Raw genomic sequence first — 20,281 nt, 5'->3', positions numbered from 1 at the left:
GTCTTTTAGAGAGTCGTGGCCCCGGCCGCTCCCCGCAGCCGGGACCCGTTATCGAGCGCTAGAAACTAGCGGTCCGGGAACTCCCGGCCACCGTGGGTGGGCGAGCCAACCAGCTGGAAGTTGAGGTTGCCCTGCGCGATTGTCGCCTGTGCAGGCAGGATCACCGCGGTGGCATTCAGCGTGATGTCGTCCAGGTTCTTCAGCGAAATCACCAGGCGGCCGTTCTGCTCGAACGTGACCGGACCGACGATGCCGGTAGTGAACGATTGCTGGTCGACAGACAGCACCTGTGCATCCGGCGCGTTGGCGATCAGGTCGAGATTAGCCACGAAGCAGGGCTCGTAGTCATACGGGCGACCCGCGAGCGTGCCGGAGCATTTCTCGACGATATAGCCGGACTGGGCCACGCCATCTTCGGCATCCGCGTCATTCGGGAAGCGCAGCAGAATACGGCCGGTTTGCAGCGGCTGGTCCACATCCCCCAGGCCCAACCCGTCTAGCAGGTTCGGCAGCAGGCCGTTTTCCTGATCAAGCAGCGCGCCGGTGACTTCGCCCAACGTGGCGCCAAGCCCGCCCAGGATCGGGCCGAGAATGGGGATATCGGCTACCGGGCTGGTCGGTTCGCCGAGACCACTCAGCAGGTTGCTGACGACTTCGGCGCCCAGGTTGATACTTGTCAGCGAGTTCACACCGCCCGGCAACAACGCGACCTTGATACAGGCATCCGTTTCGACCGATAGCGTCTCGTCGGAGAAGTTGCCCAGATCGTCGGTACAGCTGTCCACCGACTCGCCGATGATGATCGGGCGGGTTAGCGACAGATAGGTCTGATACTGACCCAGGCTGTTTCCGCCCGTACTCAAATCGACGATAGCGCGGTTGCCCGCCTGTGCGATTTCGGACGGACCTGTGTCGTTCTCGTCGAACTGGCCGTTACCGTTGGTATCTGCCTCGGGCAGGGTGAACTGATTGGCGTAGTAGCTCTGCGTAGGTGCCACCGCATCGAAGGGCATCACGATGGTCGGTCCACCAGCGGGGTTCGCCGCGGCCGATTGTGCCGTGGAGCCGGTTCCGTTGAGCGGATCGGTATTCAACGCACTGCCGTCGACACCGGTGATCTGGCTGGTGCAGGCGCCGCCATCCGTGCCGCAGATGACCGTCCAGTAGCGTTTGCCCTGTTCGAAGGGCGAACTCGGACGGAACGAGAACGAGCGCGTATAGATACCTTCACCCGCAGTACCCAGATCATTGCTCGTGCCGGCGCTGTTACCGAACGCGAGTTCGCCGGGAACGACGCCGACACACTGGGTGCCATCCATTTCCTGGATGGCGATCGTCGCGTTGCCGACATTGTTCGCCGACCCGTTACCGTTGATAAGACAACCATCCGCCAGAACGATCGAGTCGGTTCTCACGAAGGTCGAGAAGAAGCCGTCGATCGCGACATTGGCCGGGTTTTCGAATACCGGGAAGTTGGTGGATTCGGAATCGTCGCCGGGGTTGTCGCCGACGCAATGGCCGGCGGTGTCACCGTTGGCTTCGGTCTGGAAGTTACCGCCCTCGAGCGCACAGGGAATGCCCGGCGATAGGGTGCCGAGCAGCGGCGGCGTCAGGCTGGTGTTGACCTGGGGTTCGGTGGTGAACGTGATGGTGCGGCCCGGGCCGAGCGTGTTTTCGAAACTCACCGCATTGCCGGCGAGGTCTTCAATCGCGTTGGGGCTGTTGAGCGTGATCTGGTACTGGGTGCTCGGTTCAAGCAGGTTGACCGGATCAATGACGACGCTAAAGCCTTCAACACGGTAAGTTGCCGGCACCGTGGTGCCATTGGCCGTGAACTGAATGCTGTCGGCGTTCACGGTTTCCGGATTCAGCGGCTCGCTGAATGTGATCGCCGGGCTGGACTCGATCGGGAAGCTGTTGACCGAGACACCCAGCCCCCCGCCTTGCGTTGGCGGCAGGGGTTGGCCGTTGCCACCCCTGCGGAAGTTCGTGCAGAACGACTCCGGGAAGGCCGTCGGCGGCGCGCCGGTATAGAAGGCGTTGTAGAGCGGCGAACCGAATGCATACAGACAGGCGCTGGGCGACTGGGCCGTTACGGTCGGGCTGATGGTATCGGCGAGCAGTTCGTCCTGATCCTCGAATGCCTCGTTAGGCAGCAACAGGGTGAGGGCCACATCGACGGTTGCGTTGTCGGTGCGGTTGACGTTGATCGGGAACGTGCCGACGGTCGCGATCTTGAGATCGCCGTTTTCCATGGGCGTGGCCAGGCCGGCGAGCTGAATGTTGAGCGCGCTCTGGTTGAATACGCCGTTGGCCAGCGACTGGACAATCGCCGACTGGCTGCCGGCCGCGGCAGTGATGAGCGTGCCGATACCCAGATCGAAACGCAGGCGCACGGCCGTGGGCGTTTCGATATTGCGGTAGTCGTTCGACATCAGGCTGACGTCGACATCGTTAATGAAGTTGACGTCGATCGGGCCACTCGGGTTGATCGAGGTCTGGACGTCGCCATTGAGCACGAGGTTCAGGCCGGTCAGCTGAATCTTCTGGCCTGCCCGGATGGTAGCGGGAATGACATCGCCAAAGCCCTGCGCACCGGATTTCGGCAGCTCGGTCTGCACCGTGCCGCGCTGCGGCGAGGGGCTGGCAGGCTGGTCGTTGGAAGCGATCAGCTGCGACTGGATATTGATGTTGTTGATGGCCAGCCCGGTGAGCTCGTTGTCGGGCAGCTGGGACACGTCGTCGGCGGTCGGCGTAAGCACCAGATTTGCCTTGATCAGCTCGCCCGGGTCGACGACGCTGCGTGTGGCGGTATAGGCGCTTGACAGGGTCTTGCCGAACTGCGAGGTAATCGAATCCGCCAGGCGAATCGTGTAATCGCCGGCAGGCAGGTCGTTGACCGGGTCGAACACCAGGTAGCGGCCGAGCGCGGTAATACGACCCTCGACCGGGCCGTCGTCGCCGGTCAGGGTAAAGGTATCCGCATTCACCGTGGCCGGGTCGACCGGCTCGTTGAGAATGACGCGGAAGGTGCTGAACTCGGTGACGATGCTGGTGCGTTTGGTCACCGGGTTGATTTCGCCCGGGGTCGTGCTTACGACTTCGAGATTTTCGCTGTCCGCCGGACGGCCTTCGGCCGGCCGTGTGGTGAAGCTGAACAGCGTGTCGCCTGCGGCGAAGCTCTTGCTGCCGCCGGAAATCTCGCGGGTGGCGACCACGGAATACGTCTGGTCCGGCCGCAGATCGCGGGCGGGGTTCAGGCGCAGGATATTGGGCTGATCTTCGTCTTTGACGACGGTCAACGCCGGTTCGGCAGTCTGACCATTGATACGCAGCTCAAGCGCGCCGTCGGCGTCGCCGGAGACCGGACCATCGAAATTGACCACCATCAGGCTGGTGAGTACGACGTCCTGCTGGCCGTTGAACGGATAGGTGAAGTTCAACCCGCTGGCGGTGACTTCGCCACGTGGGTTGGATTCCCCGTTGTCGCCGCCTCCGCCGCTGGAACAGGCGGGCAGCACGGTGACTGCAGCAACCAAGAGCGCGGCGAGCGCGAGGCGGGCCGGGCGCGAATAACGCGCGTCGCGGGCCCGGGTGAGCGTTGTGGCCTCTGGATCCTGGGCAGGATCGGCACAACGCGTCCGACGGGAATGCATCGATAGCACGGCTTGTCTCCCTAGCTGTGTACACGCGCCATTGCGACACGCGTTCTTTTTAGAATACCCCGTCGACGACGATAAACGAGATTCGAACGGCGTGCCATACACGCCGGAAAAATATTGAATAGGCTCGTTTTTTGCCGCATTGCAGCATGTTGTTTTGGCGCCATTCCCCGATGCCAAATCGCGCGTGTTTTCAAGGTTTAGAGCGCATTGCCGATAGTATTGGATTGGTGTGACGGCTCTGTCACCGTTCGTCGGCCGACCGGGTGGCTCGCAGGCCAAATCCGGTTCTGTGCGCAAAAACGCGCAAAATTTCGCGGGTAATAGTGGTTTCCCGGCAGGTGTTTATGCTGGGTCGAGGAAATATTGCTAAGCGATTGTTTGAATATGGTTTCGACCAGCACTGGCCGGGCTTTTTATTGGGTATGGTGTCCGTGTGTGACTGCTGGCGGCGTCGCCATGGGCCGGGTCCAGCCGCCTGGTATGAGCTGATTCAGGCGCCAAGAAACGCTTGGATATGACCTGCGATAGCTTGCGGTTTTTGCAGGTGCAACATATGGCCGCAGCCTTCGACCACGACATGACGACAGTCGGCGAAACAGGCGCGCCGCTCGGCCATCTCGGCTTCGCCGCAGAAGTACTTGGCCGGCGAATCGCCGCCGTCGATGCATAGCACGGGCGCGCGGACTTCCCGCCAGAGCGCTTTCGCTTCGGCGGCACGAAAGGCGTAGGGCAGTGGCACGCGGTGCCAGGGGTCGACCCGCATGCGCCGCCGGCCTTGGGCGTCCTCGGCTTCGGTCCATTGGTCGGCCAGACGTTCGACGGTCGCCCTGTCCAACTCCGGATAGCGTTTGGCGATACGCGCGATTGCGGTGTCCAGATCGTCATAGACCTTGTCGGCCGGCGGTGTCGCGTGTGCATCAAGCCAGCGCCGGTAGCGATCGGGCACGTTGGCAGTGTCGCTGTCGGGTACGTTCAGACTGTCGAGCGTGACCAGATGCGACACACGCTGGTTACGCGTACCGGCATACAGGCTGGCTACCTGACCGCCCATGCTGTGGGCGACGAGTATGACAGGTGTATCGCTGTCCACCAGGCTGTCGATCAGCCGCTCGAGGTCGAGCAGATAGCAGGCAAACCAGTAGCTGTCGTGGGTGGCCTGGCTTGCGCCGTGGCCGCGCCAGTCGGGGGCGATATAGCGATAGTGTCCCGGGGCGATGGCCTCGAGGGCTTCGACCAGCGGCGCAAAACTCGCGCCGGTGTCCATCAGTCCGTGCAGAAGAAACACCGGCAGGCCATTCGGGTCGCCGGCTTCGCGAACCGCATAGTCGAGCTCGCCGATGGCGACGCGACGAATACAACTGTCTGAAATCATGAGCTGGTCTCTGGAGCGGAATGGGGCGCACGGGTGTGAACAATCGCCTGGCGCCAGTAAAAGAGCGCGAGCGCACCGAGGATGATCGCAATCGCGGCGAGCGTGCTGGATGTCGGGGTTTCGTTGAGAAACAGTGTGGCCCAGAGGGTGCCGAAGACGGTTTCCAACAGCATGAGCAGGCTGACCTCGGGGGCGGGCAGATAGCGCGGGCCGCGCCCGATCAATGCAAAGGCCAGCGGCAGCACGACGGCCAGGCCGGCCAGTGCGAGCGTGCCGGTGCTCGAAAGCGATAACGGCCGGGCAAAGAATAACGTGACCACCGCGATGATCAGCCCGCCGAAGGCCAGCCCGGGCAGGGTGTCGCCTTGCCCGGTGGCACGCATCACCACAAAGGTGGCGCCGAAGACCATGGCGGTGGCAATACCGGCCGCGCGCCCGATGCCGCTGCCGGCGCCGCCGAAGGCGATCAATAACAACCCGCCGGCGATGACCGCAGCCGTGACCCAGGTCCGCAACGGCGCGCGTTCGCCCAGAAAGATCACGCTGAATAGCGCAGCGAAGATCGAGGCCGTGGCCAGGCAGCCGAGGGTATCGGCTATCGTGGTATGTTCGATCGTGAACACGAACAACATGTTGCTCAGCGCGAACAGCAGGCCCAGACCCCAGCCCAGCGGGCTGCGCACCGCATCGATCATCGGCGTGGTATCGCCGCGTTCGCGCCAGAGCAGATAGCAGCTCAGGCCTGCGGCCAGGGCAAGGCCGCGATAGAACAAGGTCGTGGCGATATCGGTATCCAGCAGGCGGACCAATATCGAATCCGGGCTGAGTACCAGCACGCCCAGTCCGGTGAGCCCGATGCCGCGCAGTCGCGAACTCAAGCCGTGCGCCCGGCGTGCAGCGCAGGCGCGGCGGGTCGGGTCAACGCGCGGCGTTTTCGTAGGGCGCGATCACGCGATGGATGAATTCGATCTTGCGCCGTGCACTGGCATTGAGCACGAACGGATAGGCATCGGCCAGCCCCATGCTGCGATTGACCGCGTTCATACCGATCGCCAGATGGGTCCAGCGATGCATGATGGCGTCGAAATCGTGTGCCTGTTTCTGCCACGGGGGCGTGGCCACCAGCTGGTATTCGACGGCGGTGTCGAGGGTGTCGCGAATATGCAGATAGTGTGCCCACGATTCGGCCCAGTCTTCCCAAGGGTGCGAGGAAGCATAGGGGGTTACGAAGTGTTCCTGCCAGTCGGCGGGCGCGCCATTGGCATAGTGCTGCTGTAGCGCCTGGCTATAGTCGGCGCGCTCGTCGCCGAACAGGTCGCGATATTCGTCGATCCAGTCGCTGCCCTCGATCAGGCGTGCCCAATAGTAATGACCGATTTCGTGGCGAAAATGGCCGATCAGGGTGCGATAGTGCTCGCCCATCTGCTCGCGCATGCGCGCCCGGGCCACATCGTCGGCTTCGGCGATGTTGATGGTGATTGCGCCGTTGGCATGGCCGGTGGTGACCTGGGCCTGGCCTGCCAGCGGTTCGGTGAATTCGGTTTCGGCGTCGGCATCCGCCATGAAGTCGAAGCACAGGCCGAAGTCCGGGTCCTCGTCACGCCCGATGATCGGCAGGCCGAGCTGGCGCAGGTTGTAGATCAGATGTCGTTTGGCGTTTTCCAGGCGCGACCACAGTGCGACATGACGGGGCACGTCGAGATCCGGAATGGTGCGTGTGAGTCGGCATGATGGGCAAAAATGGTGCGGCGATTCATCCGGCACCAGCCAGTTACAGACGTTGTGCTGGGTATAGTTTTCGCACAGCCGATAGATACGCCCGCTTACGCTGCCCGAGGCCGGTACCTGCCAGCGGCCATCGTCCAGCGGCTCGAGCGCGGTCATGATCATGGCTTCGGGTGCGAGCCCCACGGTTCGATTGCATACCAGACACTGCGTATTGCGAAAGAAGAGGGTGTTGCCGCATTGGCAATAGAAATCACGCATGGCGTGGCATGCCGCCTCGTCGGGTCGGAGCGTCGCTCGCTGTCATTGTTGGAAATAACGCTGATGGATCGTGTCGTTGATGGTGTTGAGCTCGATCTGCATGCGATCGAGAAACTCGCTCAGACGGTAGCCGGCCAGCGTTCCCAGGTCGGCATCGTCGAGTACCTCCAGGGTACTATCGACCGTGGCGACACAGCCTGCAGCGGTGGGTAGCCGCGTCAGCCGTTCGGCTGCGCCGTTGAGGCAGAAGCGCACCGAGCGCGGAAACGCACTGTCGGTGAGCAGAAAGCGCACTACGCCGGGCCCGGTTACGCGCACCCGCACATGGCGACGATACATCTGAAAGGCGCTCAACGATTTCAGCACGCTGATCCATTGCACTGTCTGGTAGGGGCGCAGATCGCTTTGTTCGTCGACCAGTAGATCGGCGCTGCGCACATCGATGATGCGCGTGGTCATATCAGCCCGCTCGAGTTGCAGGCCGAGCATGAACATGTCGTAGGCGGCATCGCGGCTCATGCCGGAATCGATCATCCCGGCCATGTGCCGGGCATTGCGAACCACCTGTTCCATGACCCGCGAACGCGCAAGCCGGCTTTCCACATGCGGACCTTCGTCGGCGATGAACAGATGCAGCCCGTTGATGTCCTCCCAGACTTCGCGTGGCACCAGGTCGCGGGCGCTGCGCAGGTTTTCGCGGGCCACGGCCAGACAACTGGCGATCGAGCTGGGGTGCAGCCGGTCGGCCACCAGAAAACGCATGACGCTGGCTTCGCTATCGTCGGGATAACGCTGGGCGAACAGATCGTCGGCACCCACGATCTCGACCAGCGCACGCCAATCGAAGGTGGCCGCACGCGGCATGTCCATCAACAGCAGGCTGGTCGCGTTGATCAGGCGTGCGGTGGACTCGGCACGCTCGATATAACGCCCGGCCCAGAACAGATTCTGTGCGAGTCTGGAAAGCATGGTCAGAACTCCTCGTCCGCAACGATCCACGTATCCTTGCTACCGCCGCCCTGGGAGCTGTTGACCACCAACGAGCCTTCGCGCAGCGCCACCCGCGTGAGCCCGCCCATGGTCACGAAGGCATCGTCGGCCGGGCGCGATACGATGAACGGTCGCAGGTCCACATGCCGCGGCCTTGCGCTGCCGTCGATGAGTGTGGGCGCGGTCGACAGGGCCAGGGTGGGCTGGGCGATATAGTTGCGCGGGTTGCGCTGGATGAGTTCGGCGAACTGCTTGCGTTCGGCGGCCGTCGAGCGCGGGCCGATGAGCATGCCGTAGCCGCCGGATTCATTGGCCGGCTTGACCACCAGCGAATCCAGATTCTGCAACACGTGCGCGCGGTGGGTGTCGTTCATGCACAGCCACGAGGGCACGTTCGGCAGCTTCGCGTCCTGGTCCAGATAATAGCGAATGATCTCGGGGACGAAGGCATAGACGACCTTGTCGTCGGCCACGCCTGCGCCCGGCGCGTTGGCGATGGCGACATTGCCGGCCCGCCAGGCGCGCATCAGCCCGGCCGTGCCAAGCATGGAGTCCGCGCGAAAGACCTCCGGGTCGATAAAGGCGTCGTCCACGCGCCGGTAGATCACATCCACGCGCTGTGGGCCGTAGATCGTGCGCGCATAGACACAGTCGTCGCTGTCCACGAACAGATCGCTGCCCTGAACCAGTTCGGCGCCCATCTGGCCGGCCAGCCAGACATGCTCGAAAAACGCCGAATTGAAGACCCCCGGCGTGAGCACGGCTACATTCGGGGTCACGTCCTTGCGCGGCGACAGGGCGTTGAGCGAATCCAGCAGTTCGCTGGCGTAATCGTCGACCGGCAGGATGTTGTGCTGAGCAAAGAGCTCGGGGAATACGCGTTTGGAGACGAGCCGGTTTTCCACCATGTAGGACACGCCCGATGGCACGCGCAGATTGTCCTCGAGCACATAGAACTCGCCGGCACCGTCGCGCACCAGATCCGAGCCGCAGATATGCGCCCAGATATCGCCGGGCGGACGCATGCCTACGCATTCGGGACGAAAGTTCACCGATTGCGCAAGCACCTCGCGCGGGAATACGCCGTCGGCCACGATGCGCTGATCGCCGTAGAGATCGGCCACGAACAGATTGAGCGCGGTCACACGTTGTTGCAGGCCTTCGCGCACGCGATCCCATTCCGACTTGGGAATGGGGCGCGGCAGGATATCGAACGGCCAGGCCCGATCGATCATGCCCGCATCGGAATACACGGTGAATGTGATGCCCATCGATTTGATTGCCAGATCGGCGGCCGCACGCCGGGTTTCCAGCTCGCTGCGGCCGAACTCGCCGAGATGGCGCACCAGCGCATTCGCCGCGCTGCGGGGCCGGCCCGCGTCGTCGAAGGCCTCGTCAAAAAAACCGGGGCTTTGATAATCCCGCCACAAGTCATTCATGAATAGATGCTTCCCATCGACGAATCACGCATGCCGCGGATTTCTATGCAAGACGTAGACCGTAATCCTTAAACAGCGTGCTAGACTCCCCGGCTTGTTTTCGAGAGTTATTCGGGCATGGCGGATACAACGACCGCAGCCGGTGCCGGCGTCGTGTTCAAGGGTCGTATGATGACCCTGACGGTGCTCGAGGTCCGCGAGACTGACAGTACACGTATTTCACAGCAGATAGACGACCAGATGGCGCGTGCGCCCGGTTTTTTCGAGCGTATGCCGGTATTGCTGTCCCTGCCCGAGCAGGTGCCCGACCTGATGGGCCTGCGCGATATCATTCGCGCAGCAGGCATGATTCCGGTGGGCGTGCTCGACCCCACGCCCGAGGTGCGCGAGGCTGCCGAAGCTGCCGATCTGGCGACCATGGACTCGCCAGCGCGTGGCGCGGCCAAGGCGACCGCCGAAAACGGCGCCGAGCAGCCGCGAACCGCGCAGCAGCCGGCTAGCGAGAAGCCCGCGGGAGAGCCGGTCAGGCGCGAAGAGCCGCCCCGCACGCCCACGCGGCTGATCACCAAGCCGGTGCGTTCGGGCCAGCAAATCTATGCGCGCGGCGGCGATCTGGTGATTGCCACCTCGGTGTCCGAGGGGGCCGAGGTGCTCGCCGATGGGCATATTCATATCTACGGTGCGCTGCGAGGCCGCGCACTCGCCGGGGCGACCGGCGATACCGAAGCACGGATCTATTGCCGGCGCTTCGAACCGGATCTGGTCGCGATCGCGGGCTGTTACAAGGTTGCCGACGCGATCGAAGAGGGGGTACGTTCCAGGGCCGTATCGGTTCGCCTGGATAACGATAACTTGAGCATCGAATTGCAGGAGTAAAGAGTGGCAAAGATCATCGTCGTCACGTCCGGCAAGGGCGGGGTCGGCAAGACCACCACCGCCGCTTCCTTTGCGGCCGGGCTTGCCATGCGGGGGCACAAGACCGTCGTCATCGATTTCGATGTCGGTCTGCGTAATCTCGATCTGATCATGGGTTGCGAGCGCCGCGTGGTGTTCGATTTCATCAACGTCATCAGCGGCGAGGCCAACCTCAAGCAGGCGCTGATTCGCGACAAGCGTTATGACAATCTGTATATCCTTGCCGCATCGCAGACCCGCGACAAGGACGCGCTGAACCAGGAAGGCGTGGAACGCACGCTCAACAAGCTCGCCGAAGACTTCGAATACATCATCTGTGATTCGCCGGCCGGTATCGAAACCGGTGCGATCATGGCGATGTACTTCGCCGACGAAGCACTGGTAGTCACCAATCCGGAAGTCTCCTCGGTACGCGACTCCGACCGTGTGCTGGGCATGCTGTCGTCCAAGACCAAGCGCGCCCAGGAAGGCGGCGAGCCGGTCAAGGAACATCTGGTGGTTACCCGCTATGCGGCCAGTCGTGTGGGCAAGGGCGAAATGCTTTCGCTAGACGATATCAACGATATCCTGGGCATTCCGCTTCTTGGCGTGATTCCGGAATCCGAGAAGGTGCTCAACGCCTCCAACTCGGGCATGCCGGTGGCCATGGAAGACAACGCCGACGCCGGCCAGGCCTATCTCGATCTGGTAGCGCGTTTTCTGGGCGAGAATCGCCCGATGCGCTTCACCCAGGCCAAGAAGAAGTTTCTCGACCGGCTGATGGGGAGGTAACGGACCATGGGTTGGCTCGACGTATTCCGAAGCGAGAAGAAGACCTCGGCGCAGATGGCCAAGGAGCGCCTGCAGGTCGTGGTCGCGCACCGGCGCAGTGGCGGTGGCGATCACCCGGCGTATTTCCCGCAGCTGCAGCAGGACCTGCTGGCCGTTTTGCGTAAATACGTGCAGGTCGGCGACGACGCGGTGCAGATGGAGATCGAGCGCGAAGGCGATCTCGAAGTGCTGGAACTCAACATCACCCTGCCCGAAGACGCGCGTCACTAGACTCGATAACAACAACATGAAACCGCTGGAGGAGCTGCCATGCCCACGAAGGAGCAGACGTTTGATTACATCATCGTGGGTGGCGGCTCCGCCGGCTGTGTGCTTGCCAATCGACTGAGCGCCGATCCCGATGTCTCGGTGTGCATGCTCGAGGCCGGGCCGGCGGACTGGAACCCGCTGATTCATATCCCGATCGGCATCATCGGCCTGATGTGGTCGAAGATGTTCAACTGGGCGTATTACACAGCGCCGCAGAAGCACATGAATTCGCGCGAGATGTTCTGGCCGCGCGGCAAGACGCTGGGCGGTTCCAGTTCCATCAATGCCCAGTGCTATACGCGCGGCAATGCCTGGGATTACGACCACTGGGCCGAACTGGGCAACCGTGGCTGGGGCTTTGACGAAATGCTCGGCTATTTTCGTCGCTCGGAAAAATTCGAGGCCGGTGCCAGCGAATACCACGGCGCCGAGGGCACGTATTGCGTGAGCGCTCCGCGCCACGTCAATCCGCTCAATCAGGCTTTTATCGACGCAGCCCAGGCCTGCGGCCTGCCGCGCAACGATGATTTCGGTGGTGCCACCGAAGAAGGGGTGGGGCTGTATAGCGTGGCTCAGAACAACGGCCGGCGCTGCAGCAATGCCGATGCCTTCCTGCATCCGGTGGCTGATCGCAAGAACCTCACCGTCATCACCCGGGCGCGGGCGAAAAAGATTCAGGTTGAAGGCAAGCGCGCGGTGGGCGTGACCTACAAGAAAGGCTGGTTCGGCGGCGATCATACGCTGCGCGCCAGGCGGGAGGTGCTGCTGTGTGGCGGTGCGATCAACTCGCCGCAATTGCTGTTGCTGTCCGGCATCGGGCCGAAATCCGAGATCGAGCCGCACGGTATCCCGCTCGTGCACGAACTCAAGGGTGTCGGACGCAATCTCCAGGATCATCTCGATGTCAGCGTAATCGATATCGAAAATACCAAACTCAGCCTGCGGCTGGGGCCAAAATTTCTGCTCGTGGATGCGCCCAAGGCGGTGTATCAGTATTTCGCGAAGGGGCGCGGGCAGCTCACCAGCAATGTCGCCGAATCCGGCGGCTTTGCGCGCAGCGAGGACGATCTGCCCCGGGTCGATCTACAGCTGCATTTCATTGCCACCATCGAGCAGGATCACGGCCACAATCTCTGGAACACGATCAAACACCACGGCTATACGCTGCGCGTGTGTGACCTGCGGCCGAAATCACGCGGGTATATCGGTCTGAAGAGTGCCGATCCCATGGCCGATGCCCTGATCGACCCGAATTATCTCGATCACCCGAACGATCTCGCCCAGTTGGTCAAGGCAGTGAAGCTCGGCCGTCGTATCATGCGTGCCGAACCACTGGCCAGGCATCGCGACCGTGAACTGGAGCCGGGCGAAACGGTCGAGGATGATGCCGCGATCGAAGCCTTCATTCGCGAGCGCGCGGAAACGATCTACCACCCGGTCGGCACCTGCAAGATGGGCCACGATGACGAAGCCGTCGTCGATGATCGCTTGCGTGTGCACGGCATGCAGGGGCTGCGCGTGGTCGATGCCTCGATCATGCCCACCCTGGTCGGCGGCAATACCAATGCGCCGACCACCGCCATCGCCGAAAAAGCCGCCGATATGATCCGCGAGGATCACGCCGCGACCTGACCTGGCTGGTCGAATGCGCCATTTAGGTGGGCGCATAATCGCTGTCCGATAGCCAGCCGGCGGGTGCAGTGGTGGTTTCTAGCGCATGGCGGCGCTTTCATCGCCGCGTGGCCGAAAACCGCCGTTCACCTCATGCGCCGGTATTTGCCTGAGCTTGCGATAAATACGTGCATACACAATCCGGGTACGCGCGGCTAGCGCCGTAAGCGCCGTGCGCCCAGGTTCGATAGCGGCGCTATCGACCGGCGCCATCTAAGCAATCTCTGCAGAACCGCTTGCCGTTCGCGTTCGCCCCGAAAAGACTTTCAAGGTCAAATGCGTTGCGACAAGGCGTCCGAGCGCAGTGTCGGCCTGACTGGCAGGCCAAGCGCGACAACGCAGTCGCAGCGTCTGTGAGGCCGAACCCTTTCGGGGCCGCCGGCTTTGCGCGCGCTTGAACGCCGTCAGTGTTCGCTATCGTGCAACGAGCACGCTACGTGCTCACTTGTCTGTCAATCGCGTGCAAAGCACGCCGGCGCGACCGTGACATATTATGCGAAAGATTCCTTAACCGTCATACCGCGAGCGGCCCTCGACTGCAGGCGCGCATCCCCTGGCCGATAGTTCGGCACGACCGGCTTGCAGCCGGGGCATCGTTGAGATACCTTCGCATTAATTATTAGCCAAGGCTAACAATAACTGCAAAATGAAAGAAACAGCGCTAATAGCTATTTCAGCGCCGCGTCGTGGCCTTGCTGGCGCTGCGCGTTTCAATGCCCGTTGGCTGGTGCCATTGATTTTGTCTTTGCTGGTCGCCAGCGGCACCGACATCGGGCTGCTCGTGCGCGATACGCTGGCCGAGGCCTATCTGCAGGTCACGGTCTTCGTGGCCGCCACGCTGATCGCGATCTATGCGCTCGAGCAGCGTTTTGCCTTCGATCTGAATACGCGGATGGCCGAGGCCGGCCGCGGGCAGGTGCCGATCGCGGCGTGTCTGGGTCTTTTGCCCGGTTGTGGCGGCGCGATCATCGTGGTCACCCAATTCGTGAATGGGCGTATCGGCTTCGGCGCCTTGGTGGCAGTGCTGATTGCGACCATGGGAGATGCCGCATTCTTGCTCATCGCCGCCTCGCCGCAGACCGCCGGGGTGGTGCTCGGCGTGAGTTGGCTGTGTGCGGTGGCGTTCGGCTGGGCGATCGACCGGTTGCATGGGCGCGATTATCTGCGGCCGCGGCCCGTTGCCAGTCAGGCTCAGGGTTCCTGTGTCGTCGGGCCAGGCCGTTTCGGGCTGACCATTGACCGCGCCTGGCTGGGGTTGTTGGCCGCGGGCGTACCGTTGGCGGTGGCGATTGCCTTTCAGCAGGAACCAAACGCCTGGTTTGGCGGGTTTGCCGTCTACGAGCCGGTGACCTGGTTCGGCTGTGGGGCCGCGATCGCAGCCACGGCCCTGTGGGCATCGCGTATCGACGAGCCGCGCACGCGCGGCGTTGTGAGGCCGCCGGCCGCAGGTCGGACCGATCCGGTATCGGTGGCATCCGGGCCGTTGGCCTGGGCACGCCAATCGCGCTTCGATACCACCTTCGTAACCGTGTGGGTGATCGCCGCCTTTCTGTTGTTCGAGCTGGGTATTGTTGCCACCGGTATCGCCCCCGAGGCCTGGTTCGTGGCGGCCGCACCGGTCATGCCCCTGGTCGGGGTGCTGGTCGGCTTCATTCCCGGTTGCGGGCCGCAGATCCTGCTGACCACACTCTATCTGAGCGGTGTCGTGCCGCTATCGGGGCTGCTGGCCAATGCAATCGCCAACGACGGTGATGCCTTGTTTCCCGCGATCGCGCTGGCGCCGAAAGCAGCCGTGATGGCCACGCTCTACTCGGCGATTCCAGCCTTGCTGGTGGGGTACGGCGCCTTCGCGCTGGGATACTGACGCGATAACGCGTTTGCCAGGCGGGCCCGGCCCGGTCGCGGGCATGGGCTCGCCGGCGTCTGTCCGAGTGCAGTCGATTGCGTCTCATACCTGGTCGAAAGACTGGCGGGCTGGTGCCGGCTGTATCGAACCGGGTCGATTGGGTCGCTTACGATATCGCTGTGATCGAACGGTGTTGGCCTCCCGGCACCGGATGGGCGTGGTGACCTTGAGGCGATGGTTGCCTCAACAAAAAGGCCGCTGGCGTAATGCGCAGCGGCCTCGATCTGGTCAGCATGCACCGTCATGGGTGCGTGCCGGTTACTTGTCGCGCAGATCCTTGCGCAGAATCTTGCCGACATTGGACTTCGGCAGTTCGTCGATAAAGGCGACCTGCTTGGGCACCTTGTAGCCGGTCAGCTCCTTGCGGCAGAACTCGATGAGTTCGTCCTCGGTCAGGCTGTCGTCCTTCTTGACCACGAAGACCTTCACCGCTTCGCCGGTCTTTTCGTTCTCGACGCCGATACAGGCGGCTTCGAGTACCTTCGGATGCTGGGCGACGACGTCTTCGATCTCGTTGGGGTAGACGTTGAAGCCGGACACCAGAATCATGTCCTTCTTGCGGTCGACGATATAGAAAAAGCCCTGGTCGTCGTAATTGGCGACGTCGCCGGTACGCAAGTGCTCGCCGAAGAAGGTCTTTTCGTTCTCCTCGGGCTTGTTCCAGTAGCCGGCCATCACCTGCGGGCCTTTCACGCACAGCTCGCCCGGCTCGCCGGCGCCGACTTCGTTGCCGTCGTCGTCGCGGATCGAGACTTCCGTGGAGGGCAGCGGCAGGCCGATGGAGCCGTTGTAGTCATCCAGGTCGAGCGGGTTGATACACACACCCGGCGAGGCTTCGGTCAGGCCATAGGCCTCGATCAGCGGAATGCCGGTGATCTTTTTCCATTTCTCGGCCACCGCGCGCTGTACTGCGGCGCCACCGCCCAGGGTGATCTTCAGGCGTGAGAAATCCAGTTTGGCGAAGCCGTCGTCGTTAACCAGCGCATTGAACAGGGTGTTCACGCCGGTGAAGGCGGTGGGCTGATGCTTTTCGAATTCCTTGACCAGCGCCGGAATATCACGCGGATTAGTAATCAGCACGTTCTTGCCACCCTGCTGGAAAAACACCAGGCAGTTCGCCATGAGCGCGAACACATGGTAGAGCGGCAGGGGCGTGATGATCAGTTCCTTGCCCTTGTCGGTCCAGGGATCGAGCCAGGTCTGGGCCTGGGCAATATTGGCGACCATGTTCTTGTGCAGTAGCACTGCGCCCTTGGCCAGGCCGGTCGTGCCGCCGGTGTACTGCAAAAAGGCGATATCGTCGGGTTTGACGCCTGCCGGCTTGAACGTCTGTTTGGCGCCCTTGGCCATCGCATCGTTGAACTTGACCGCGCCCGGCAGCTTGAAGCTGGGCACCATGCGTTTAACGTATTTCACCGCGAAGTTGACGATCGTACCCTTGACCTTGGGCAGGCAATCGCCGATCTGGGTGGTGATGATCGCTTCCAGCGGCACCTTGTCGACGATTTGTTCGAGCGTGGCGGCGAAGTTCTCCACGATCACGATCGCGCGTGCGCCCGAGTCGGAAAGCTGGTGTTCGAGTTCGCGCGCGGTATAGAGCGGGTTCACATTCACCGCCACCATGCCCGCGCGCAGGATGCCGAACAGCGCAATCGGATACTGGAGCAGGTTGGGCATCATGATCGCGACGCGATCGCCCTTGGAAAAACCGAGATCGTTCTGTAGATAGGCAGCGAAATCGCGGCTGCGGGCCTCGATATCGGCATAGGTGAGTTCGCAGTCCATGTTGCTGAAGGCAACAGCGGAATTGAACTCACGACAGCCGCCTTCGATCAGATCGACGAGCGTTTCGCTCGAGTCGATATCGATTTCCTTGGCGACGCCCTCGGGGTAACGGTCCAGCCAGATTTTATTCACGAATTCTCCTCATGGGTCGGCGATGTCGCCGGCGCGCGCGAACGCACAGGCATCGTCTACGGTATCGCAGTCACGCCGCGAATGCATGGGAAAAACCATTATCGCGGCGTGATCGGTGCGGGTTCGGCGTTCTTCAGCGCAATTCCTTGCGCAGTATCTTGCCAACGTTGGATTTGGGCACTTCGTCGATGAACTCGTAGTGCTTGGGTACCTTGTAGGCGGTCAGGTTCTCGCGGCAGTAGTCGCGTACCGCATCCAGGCTCAGGTTGGCACGTTTTTTAACCACGAACAGTTTGACTGCTTCGCCGGATTTTTCGTCGGGCACACCGACCGCGGCCGCCTCCAGAATATCCGGGTGGCCGGCCACGACGTCCTCGATTTCGTTGGGATAGACGTTAAAGCCCGACACCAGAATCATGTCTTTCTTGCGATCCACGATATAGAAAAACCCGCCACTGTCCTGGCGGGCAATATCACCGGTGCGAAAGAAGCCATCCTCGGTGAAGGCCTCGGCGTTGACGTCGTCCTTGCGCCAGTAACCGCTCATCACCTGCGGGCCGCGCACGCACAGCTCGCCCGGCTCACCGATCGACAGGCTATGGCCGTCGTCATCGCGGATATCGACTTCGGTAGAGGGCAGCGGCAGGCCGATCGAGTGGTTGAACTTCTTCGTATTCAGCGGATTGCAGCTGACCACCGGCGATGTCTCGGACAGGCCATAGCCTTCGATGATGGGTTTGCCGGTCACCCGGGCCCAGCGCTCGGCGACCGGTTCCTGGGTGGCCATGCCGCCGGACATCGAAAACTTGAGCGTGGAAAAGTCCAGCTCCGCGAAGCCGTCGGTATTGAGCAGGCCGTTATAGAGCGTATTCACGCCGGTGATGGCCGAAAACGGATACTGGCTGAGTGTCTTGACGAAACCGAGCATGTCACGCGGATTGGTGATCAGCACGTTGTGGCCGCCGACAGAGAAATAGACCAGCGTATTCACGGTCAGCGCGAAGATGTGATACATCGGCAGGGCGGTGATGATCAGCTCGCCCTCGTCGCTCATTTCCGGCTTGAACCATTCCTGGCACTGCAAGACGTTGGCCACCACATTGGCATGGCTGAGCATCGCGCCCTTGGCCGGGCCCGTCGTGCCGCCGGTGTATTGCAGGAAGGCGAGGTCGTCGCCGCCCAGTTCCACCGGCTCGAACTGTTGCGAACGGCCGACGTTGAGGGCGGTCTTGAAGTCGGTCGCCCCGGGCAGCTCCCAGTCCGGCACCATCTTCTTGACCCGCTTGACCACGAAATTGGTGAGCACGCGCTTGATCGGCGACAGCATGTCGCCGAGCTGGGTGGTGATGACGGTTTCCACCGGCACGTTGTCGTAGATCTTTTCCAGGGTCGCGGCGAAATTCTCCATCACCACGAGGGTGCGCACTTCTGCATCCTTGAGCTGGTGCTCGAGTTCGCGCGCGGTATACAGCGGGTTGATATTGACCACCACCAGCCCCGCGCGCAGCGCACCAAACAAGGCGGTGGCGTACTGCAGGCAGTTGGGCATCATGATGGCGATACGCTCGCCCCGGCGCATGCCCAGTGTCTGTTGCAGATAGGCCGCGAATGCGCGCGACTCGGCCTCGATTTCCTTGTAGGTCAGGGTATGACCCATGTTGGAAAAGGCAGCGCGGTCGCCATGTTCGCGACAGCTGTGCTCGATGACATGCGCAAGCGAATCGAACGCGCTTGTGTCGATATCCTGCTTGACCCCGATCGGATAGTTTTCGAACCAGTTCTTTTCCATATGCCCTCCCTCTGGCGTCTTGTTCGGCTCGTCCGGCATGCCAAGCAGCCGTAACGGGCGCTTCCCCCTTGTGGTCTGCCTAGACCGTGTCCCGTTCGCGCATACTCGCACGGACCAGCTCGCGCAGCGATAGTTGGCCGAATAGTTGTGCTCTGGCCTCCAGATTACGCGAAATCCAGTCGTCCACCTCACGATGTAGACGATCGTCGCGTGGTACCGGCGCGGCATTGGGATCGCCGCTGCGCACGGCCGCCAGGATCGCGTCCACCTTCAGGCATTCGATATCCTGGCGCGGCAGCAGCGTGACCGTGGTATCGCCGCTTTCGATGAGCATGTTGGCGGCCACCAGCTGGTCGACGATCGAATAGATATGATCGGGCGCGACGCGCAGATAACGCGACAGCCGCGCGATCTGCCAGGGGGGATTGGCGTGCATGAAGTTGTAGCCGATCAGCCCCATCATGAGTAGCGCGATTCGCTCGCGATCGGCCGCACCCAGACGCGGCGGGTAGGGTTCGCGGGTCAGCTGCTCCGGATGCTGGAGCAAAAACGCCACGCGACAGCCCAGCAGCATGATCTGCCAGGACACATACAGCCAGACCAGCATCAGAATGAGGATGGCAAAGCTGGAATAGATCGCGTTGTAATTACTGGAATTGGAGGCGAACACGGCAAAGCCGAGGCTGGCGGTCTGCCAAAGCACGCCCGCGAACACGCCGCCGCCCAGCGCAGCGAGCCAGTTCACCTTGGTGTTGGGCATGAACGCATAGAGCAGCGTAAAGCCGATGCTGTAGAGCACGTAGGGCACCAGCCGCCCGGCCACATACAACGTGGTGCCGAACGGCTCGATCGTGCTCAGGTATTCGACCACCGTATTGCTGGTTAGCGATGCGGTCATGCTGCTGGCTGCCAGCACCACCAGTGGGCCGACGATGAGAATGCTCAGATATTCGGTAAAGCGCCGTCCCAGCGAGCGCAGTTTTCGCACCTGCCAGATGTAGTTGCAGCCGGCCTCGACCTTCTGGATGAGCGATATCACCGAATACATCAGCAGTACCACGCCGATCGCGCCGAGTACGCCCACCTGCACGTTTTCGACAAAACCGACGATCTTGTCGATGATCTCGTCGGCCTGGGCGCCCAGCGGTGCGAGAAAGCGGTGCAGGACCGGGCGCAGCGCATTGTCCACGCCGAATGCCTTGAGCATGGAAAACGCCAGTGCGAGCAGCGGCACCAGCGATAACAGCGTGGTATAGACCAGGCCCATTGCGCGCAGCGTGATCTGGCCGTCCTGAAAGTCGCGCACCAGGATCTGGCCAATACGAACACTCATGATGCCCCAGCGCCTGGGGCCCGAGCGCGTTTCCAGGTCGGGCTCCCAAATGGCCTCGTTGAAACGGTTGCGAATCCGGGTCAGCATGCGTCGAGTTGCCCTTGGTAGCGATGCATAGGCATTGTAACCATCTCTGGCGGCTGCGCTCGCAGCGCCCGTACGAATCGCCGGCAAGCGCGCGCCGCTGCGCCTTGCCGGATCTGGCCAGGCATTGCTCA

At 62.1% G+C, this 20,281-nt stretch carries 14 protein-coding genes; 5 read left to right on the top strand and 9 right to left on the bottom strand.

Annotated features, from left to right (window positions below; genetic code table 11):
* Positions 1-65: 65 nt before the first annotated feature.
* From S4A8_RS03685 to S4A8_RS03660, 6 genes are all read right to left on the bottom strand, one after another.
* Positions 66-3,656 carry an Ig-like domain-containing domain gene (locus S4A8_RS03685; protein ID WP_353219301.1) on the bottom strand — a complete coding sequence of 1,197 codons (3,591 nt, stop codon included), beginning with the start codon at positions 3,654-3,656 and terminating at the stop codon, positions 66-68.
* Positions 3,657-4,155: 499 nt separating this feature from the next.
* Positions 4,156-5,037 (bottom strand): alpha/beta fold hydrolase, encoded by an 882-nt coding sequence (locus tag S4A8_RS03680; RefSeq protein ID WP_353219076.1) that lies wholly within the window; start codon positions 5,035-5,037, stop codon positions 4,156-4,158.
* Positions 5,034-5,915 (bottom strand): DMT family transporter, encoded by an 882-nt coding sequence (locus S4A8_RS03675; protein WP_353219075.1) that lies wholly within the window; start codon positions 5,913-5,915, stop codon positions 5,034-5,036. The genes S4A8_RS03680 and S4A8_RS03675 overlap by 4 nt, the downstream gene beginning before the upstream one ends.
* Positions 5,916-5,955: 40 nt before the next feature.
* Positions 5,956-7,023, bottom strand: a complete 1,068-nt coding sequence (locus tag S4A8_RS03670; RefSeq protein ID WP_353219074.1) for a zinc-binding metallopeptidase family protein — start codon at positions 7,021-7,023, stop codon at positions 5,956-5,958.
* Positions 7,024-7,065: 42 nt separating this feature from the next.
* Positions 7,066-7,992, bottom strand: a complete 927-nt coding sequence (locus S4A8_RS03665) for an alpha-E domain-containing protein (protein ID WP_353219073.1) — start codon at positions 7,990-7,992, stop codon at positions 7,066-7,068.
* A 2-nt stretch (positions 7,993-7,994) separates the two neighbouring features.
* A complete protein-coding gene (locus S4A8_RS03660) occupies positions 7,995-9,452 on the bottom strand; it encodes a circularly permuted type 2 ATP-grasp protein (protein ID WP_353219072.1) in 1,458 nt (485 codons plus the stop codon).
* A 117-nt stretch (positions 9,453-9,569) separates the two neighbouring features.
* Here S4A8_RS03660 and minC point away from each other — a divergent pair, with 117 nt between their 5' ends.
* The 5 genes from minC (at position 9,570) to S4A8_RS03635 (ending at position 14,982) form a co-directional block, all read left to right on the top strand.
* Positions 9,570-10,328, top strand: coding sequence for a septum site-determining protein MinC (gene minC, locus S4A8_RS03655; protein WP_353219071.1), 759 nt, complete (start codon positions 9,570-9,572; stop codon positions 10,326-10,328).
* 3 nt (positions 10,329-10,331) lie between these two features.
* Positions 10,332-11,138: a septum site-determining protein MinD gene (gene minD, locus S4A8_RS03650; protein ID WP_353176800.1), complete on the top strand. Its 807-nt coding sequence runs from the start codon at positions 10,332-10,334 to the stop codon at positions 11,136-11,138.
* Positions 11,139-11,144: 6 nt separating this feature from the next.
* Positions 11,145-11,408, top strand: a complete 264-nt coding sequence (gene minE / locus S4A8_RS03645) for a cell division topological specificity factor MinE (RefSeq protein WP_353176802.1) — start codon at positions 11,145-11,147, stop codon at positions 11,406-11,408.
* Positions 11,409-11,447: 39 nt separating this feature from the next.
* Positions 11,448-13,079, top strand: a complete 1,632-nt coding sequence (locus S4A8_RS03640; RefSeq protein WP_353219070.1) for a GMC family oxidoreductase — start codon at positions 11,448-11,450, stop codon at positions 13,077-13,079.
* Positions 13,080-13,851: 772 nt separating this feature from the next.
* Positions 13,852-14,982, top strand: a complete 1,131-nt coding sequence (locus tag S4A8_RS03635; RefSeq protein ID WP_353219069.1) for a putative manganese transporter — start codon at positions 13,852-13,854, stop codon at positions 14,980-14,982.
* A gap of 300 nt (positions 14,983-15,282) precedes the next feature.
* On the opposite strand, the gene S4A8_RS03630 is transcribed toward S4A8_RS03635, so the two are convergent.
* The 3 genes from S4A8_RS03630 to S4A8_RS03620 all read right to left on the bottom strand — a co-directional run bounded on the left by S4A8_RS03630 (position 15,283) and on the right by S4A8_RS03620 (position 20,150).
* Positions 15,283-16,941, bottom strand: a complete 1,659-nt coding sequence (locus S4A8_RS03630; protein ID WP_353219068.1) for an AMP-binding protein — start codon at positions 16,939-16,941, stop codon at positions 15,283-15,285.
* Positions 16,942-17,074: 133 nt separating this feature from the next.
* The gene (locus tag S4A8_RS03625; protein WP_353219067.1) at positions 17,075-18,730 is read right to left on the bottom strand and encodes an AMP-binding protein; all 1,656 of its coding nucleotides are present in this window, start codon (positions 18,728-18,730) and stop codon (positions 17,075-17,077) included.
* A gap of 79 nt (positions 18,731-18,809) precedes the next feature.
* Positions 18,810-20,150, bottom strand: a complete 1,341-nt coding sequence (locus S4A8_RS03620; RefSeq protein WP_353219066.1) for a YihY/virulence factor BrkB family protein — start codon at positions 20,148-20,150, stop codon at positions 18,810-18,812.
* Positions 20,151-20,281: the final 131 nt, after the last annotated feature.

This window comes from Salinisphaera sp. S4-8 (genome assembly GCF_040361235.1).
GTDB lineage: Bacteria > Pseudomonadota > Gammaproteobacteria > Nevskiales > Salinisphaeraceae > Salinisphaera.
Note: the sequence above shows the minus strand (reverse complement) of the source record. Positions and strands in the feature narration are given on the sequence as shown.

Excerpts from the sequence above, each read along its gene's own strand:
- S4A8_RS03665 (WP_353219073.1), bottom strand. The coding sequence starts at position 7,992 with ATGCTTTCCAGACTCGCACAGAATCTGTTCTGGGCCGGGCGTTATATC.
- S4A8_RS03620 (WP_353219066.1), bottom strand. The coding sequence starts at position 20,150 with ATGCTGACCCGGATTCGCAACCGTTTCAACGAGGCCATTTGGGAGCCC.
- S4A8_RS03660 (WP_353219072.1), bottom strand. The coding sequence starts at position 9,452 with ATGAATGACTTGTGGCGGGATTATCAAAGCCCCGGTTTTTTTGACGAG.
- S4A8_RS03640 (WP_353219070.1), top strand. The coding sequence starts at position 11,448 with ATGCCCACGAAGGAGCAGACGTTTGATTACATCATCGTGGGTGGCGGC.
- S4A8_RS03625 (WP_353219067.1), bottom strand. The coding sequence starts at position 18,730 with ATGGAAAAGAACTGGTTCGAAAACTATCCGATCGGGGTCAAGCAGGAT.
- minE (WP_353176802.1), top strand. The coding sequence starts at position 11,145 with ATGGGTTGGCTCGACGTATTCCGAAGCGAGAAGAAGACCTCGGCGCAG.
- S4A8_RS03670 (WP_353219074.1), bottom strand. The coding sequence starts at position 7,023 with ATGCGTGATTTCTATTGCCAATGCGGCAACACCCTCTTCTTTCGCAAT.
- S4A8_RS03680 (WP_353219076.1), bottom strand. The coding sequence starts at position 5,037 with ATGATTTCAGACAGTTGTATTCGTCGCGTCGCCATCGGCGAGCTCGAC.
- minC (WP_353219071.1), top strand. The coding sequence starts at position 9,570 with ATGGCGGATACAACGACCGCAGCCGGTGCCGGCGTCGTGTTCAAGGGT.
- S4A8_RS03685 (WP_353219301.1), bottom strand. The coding sequence starts at position 3,656 with ATGCATTCCCGTCGGACGCGTTGTGCCGATCCTGCCCAGGATCCAGAG.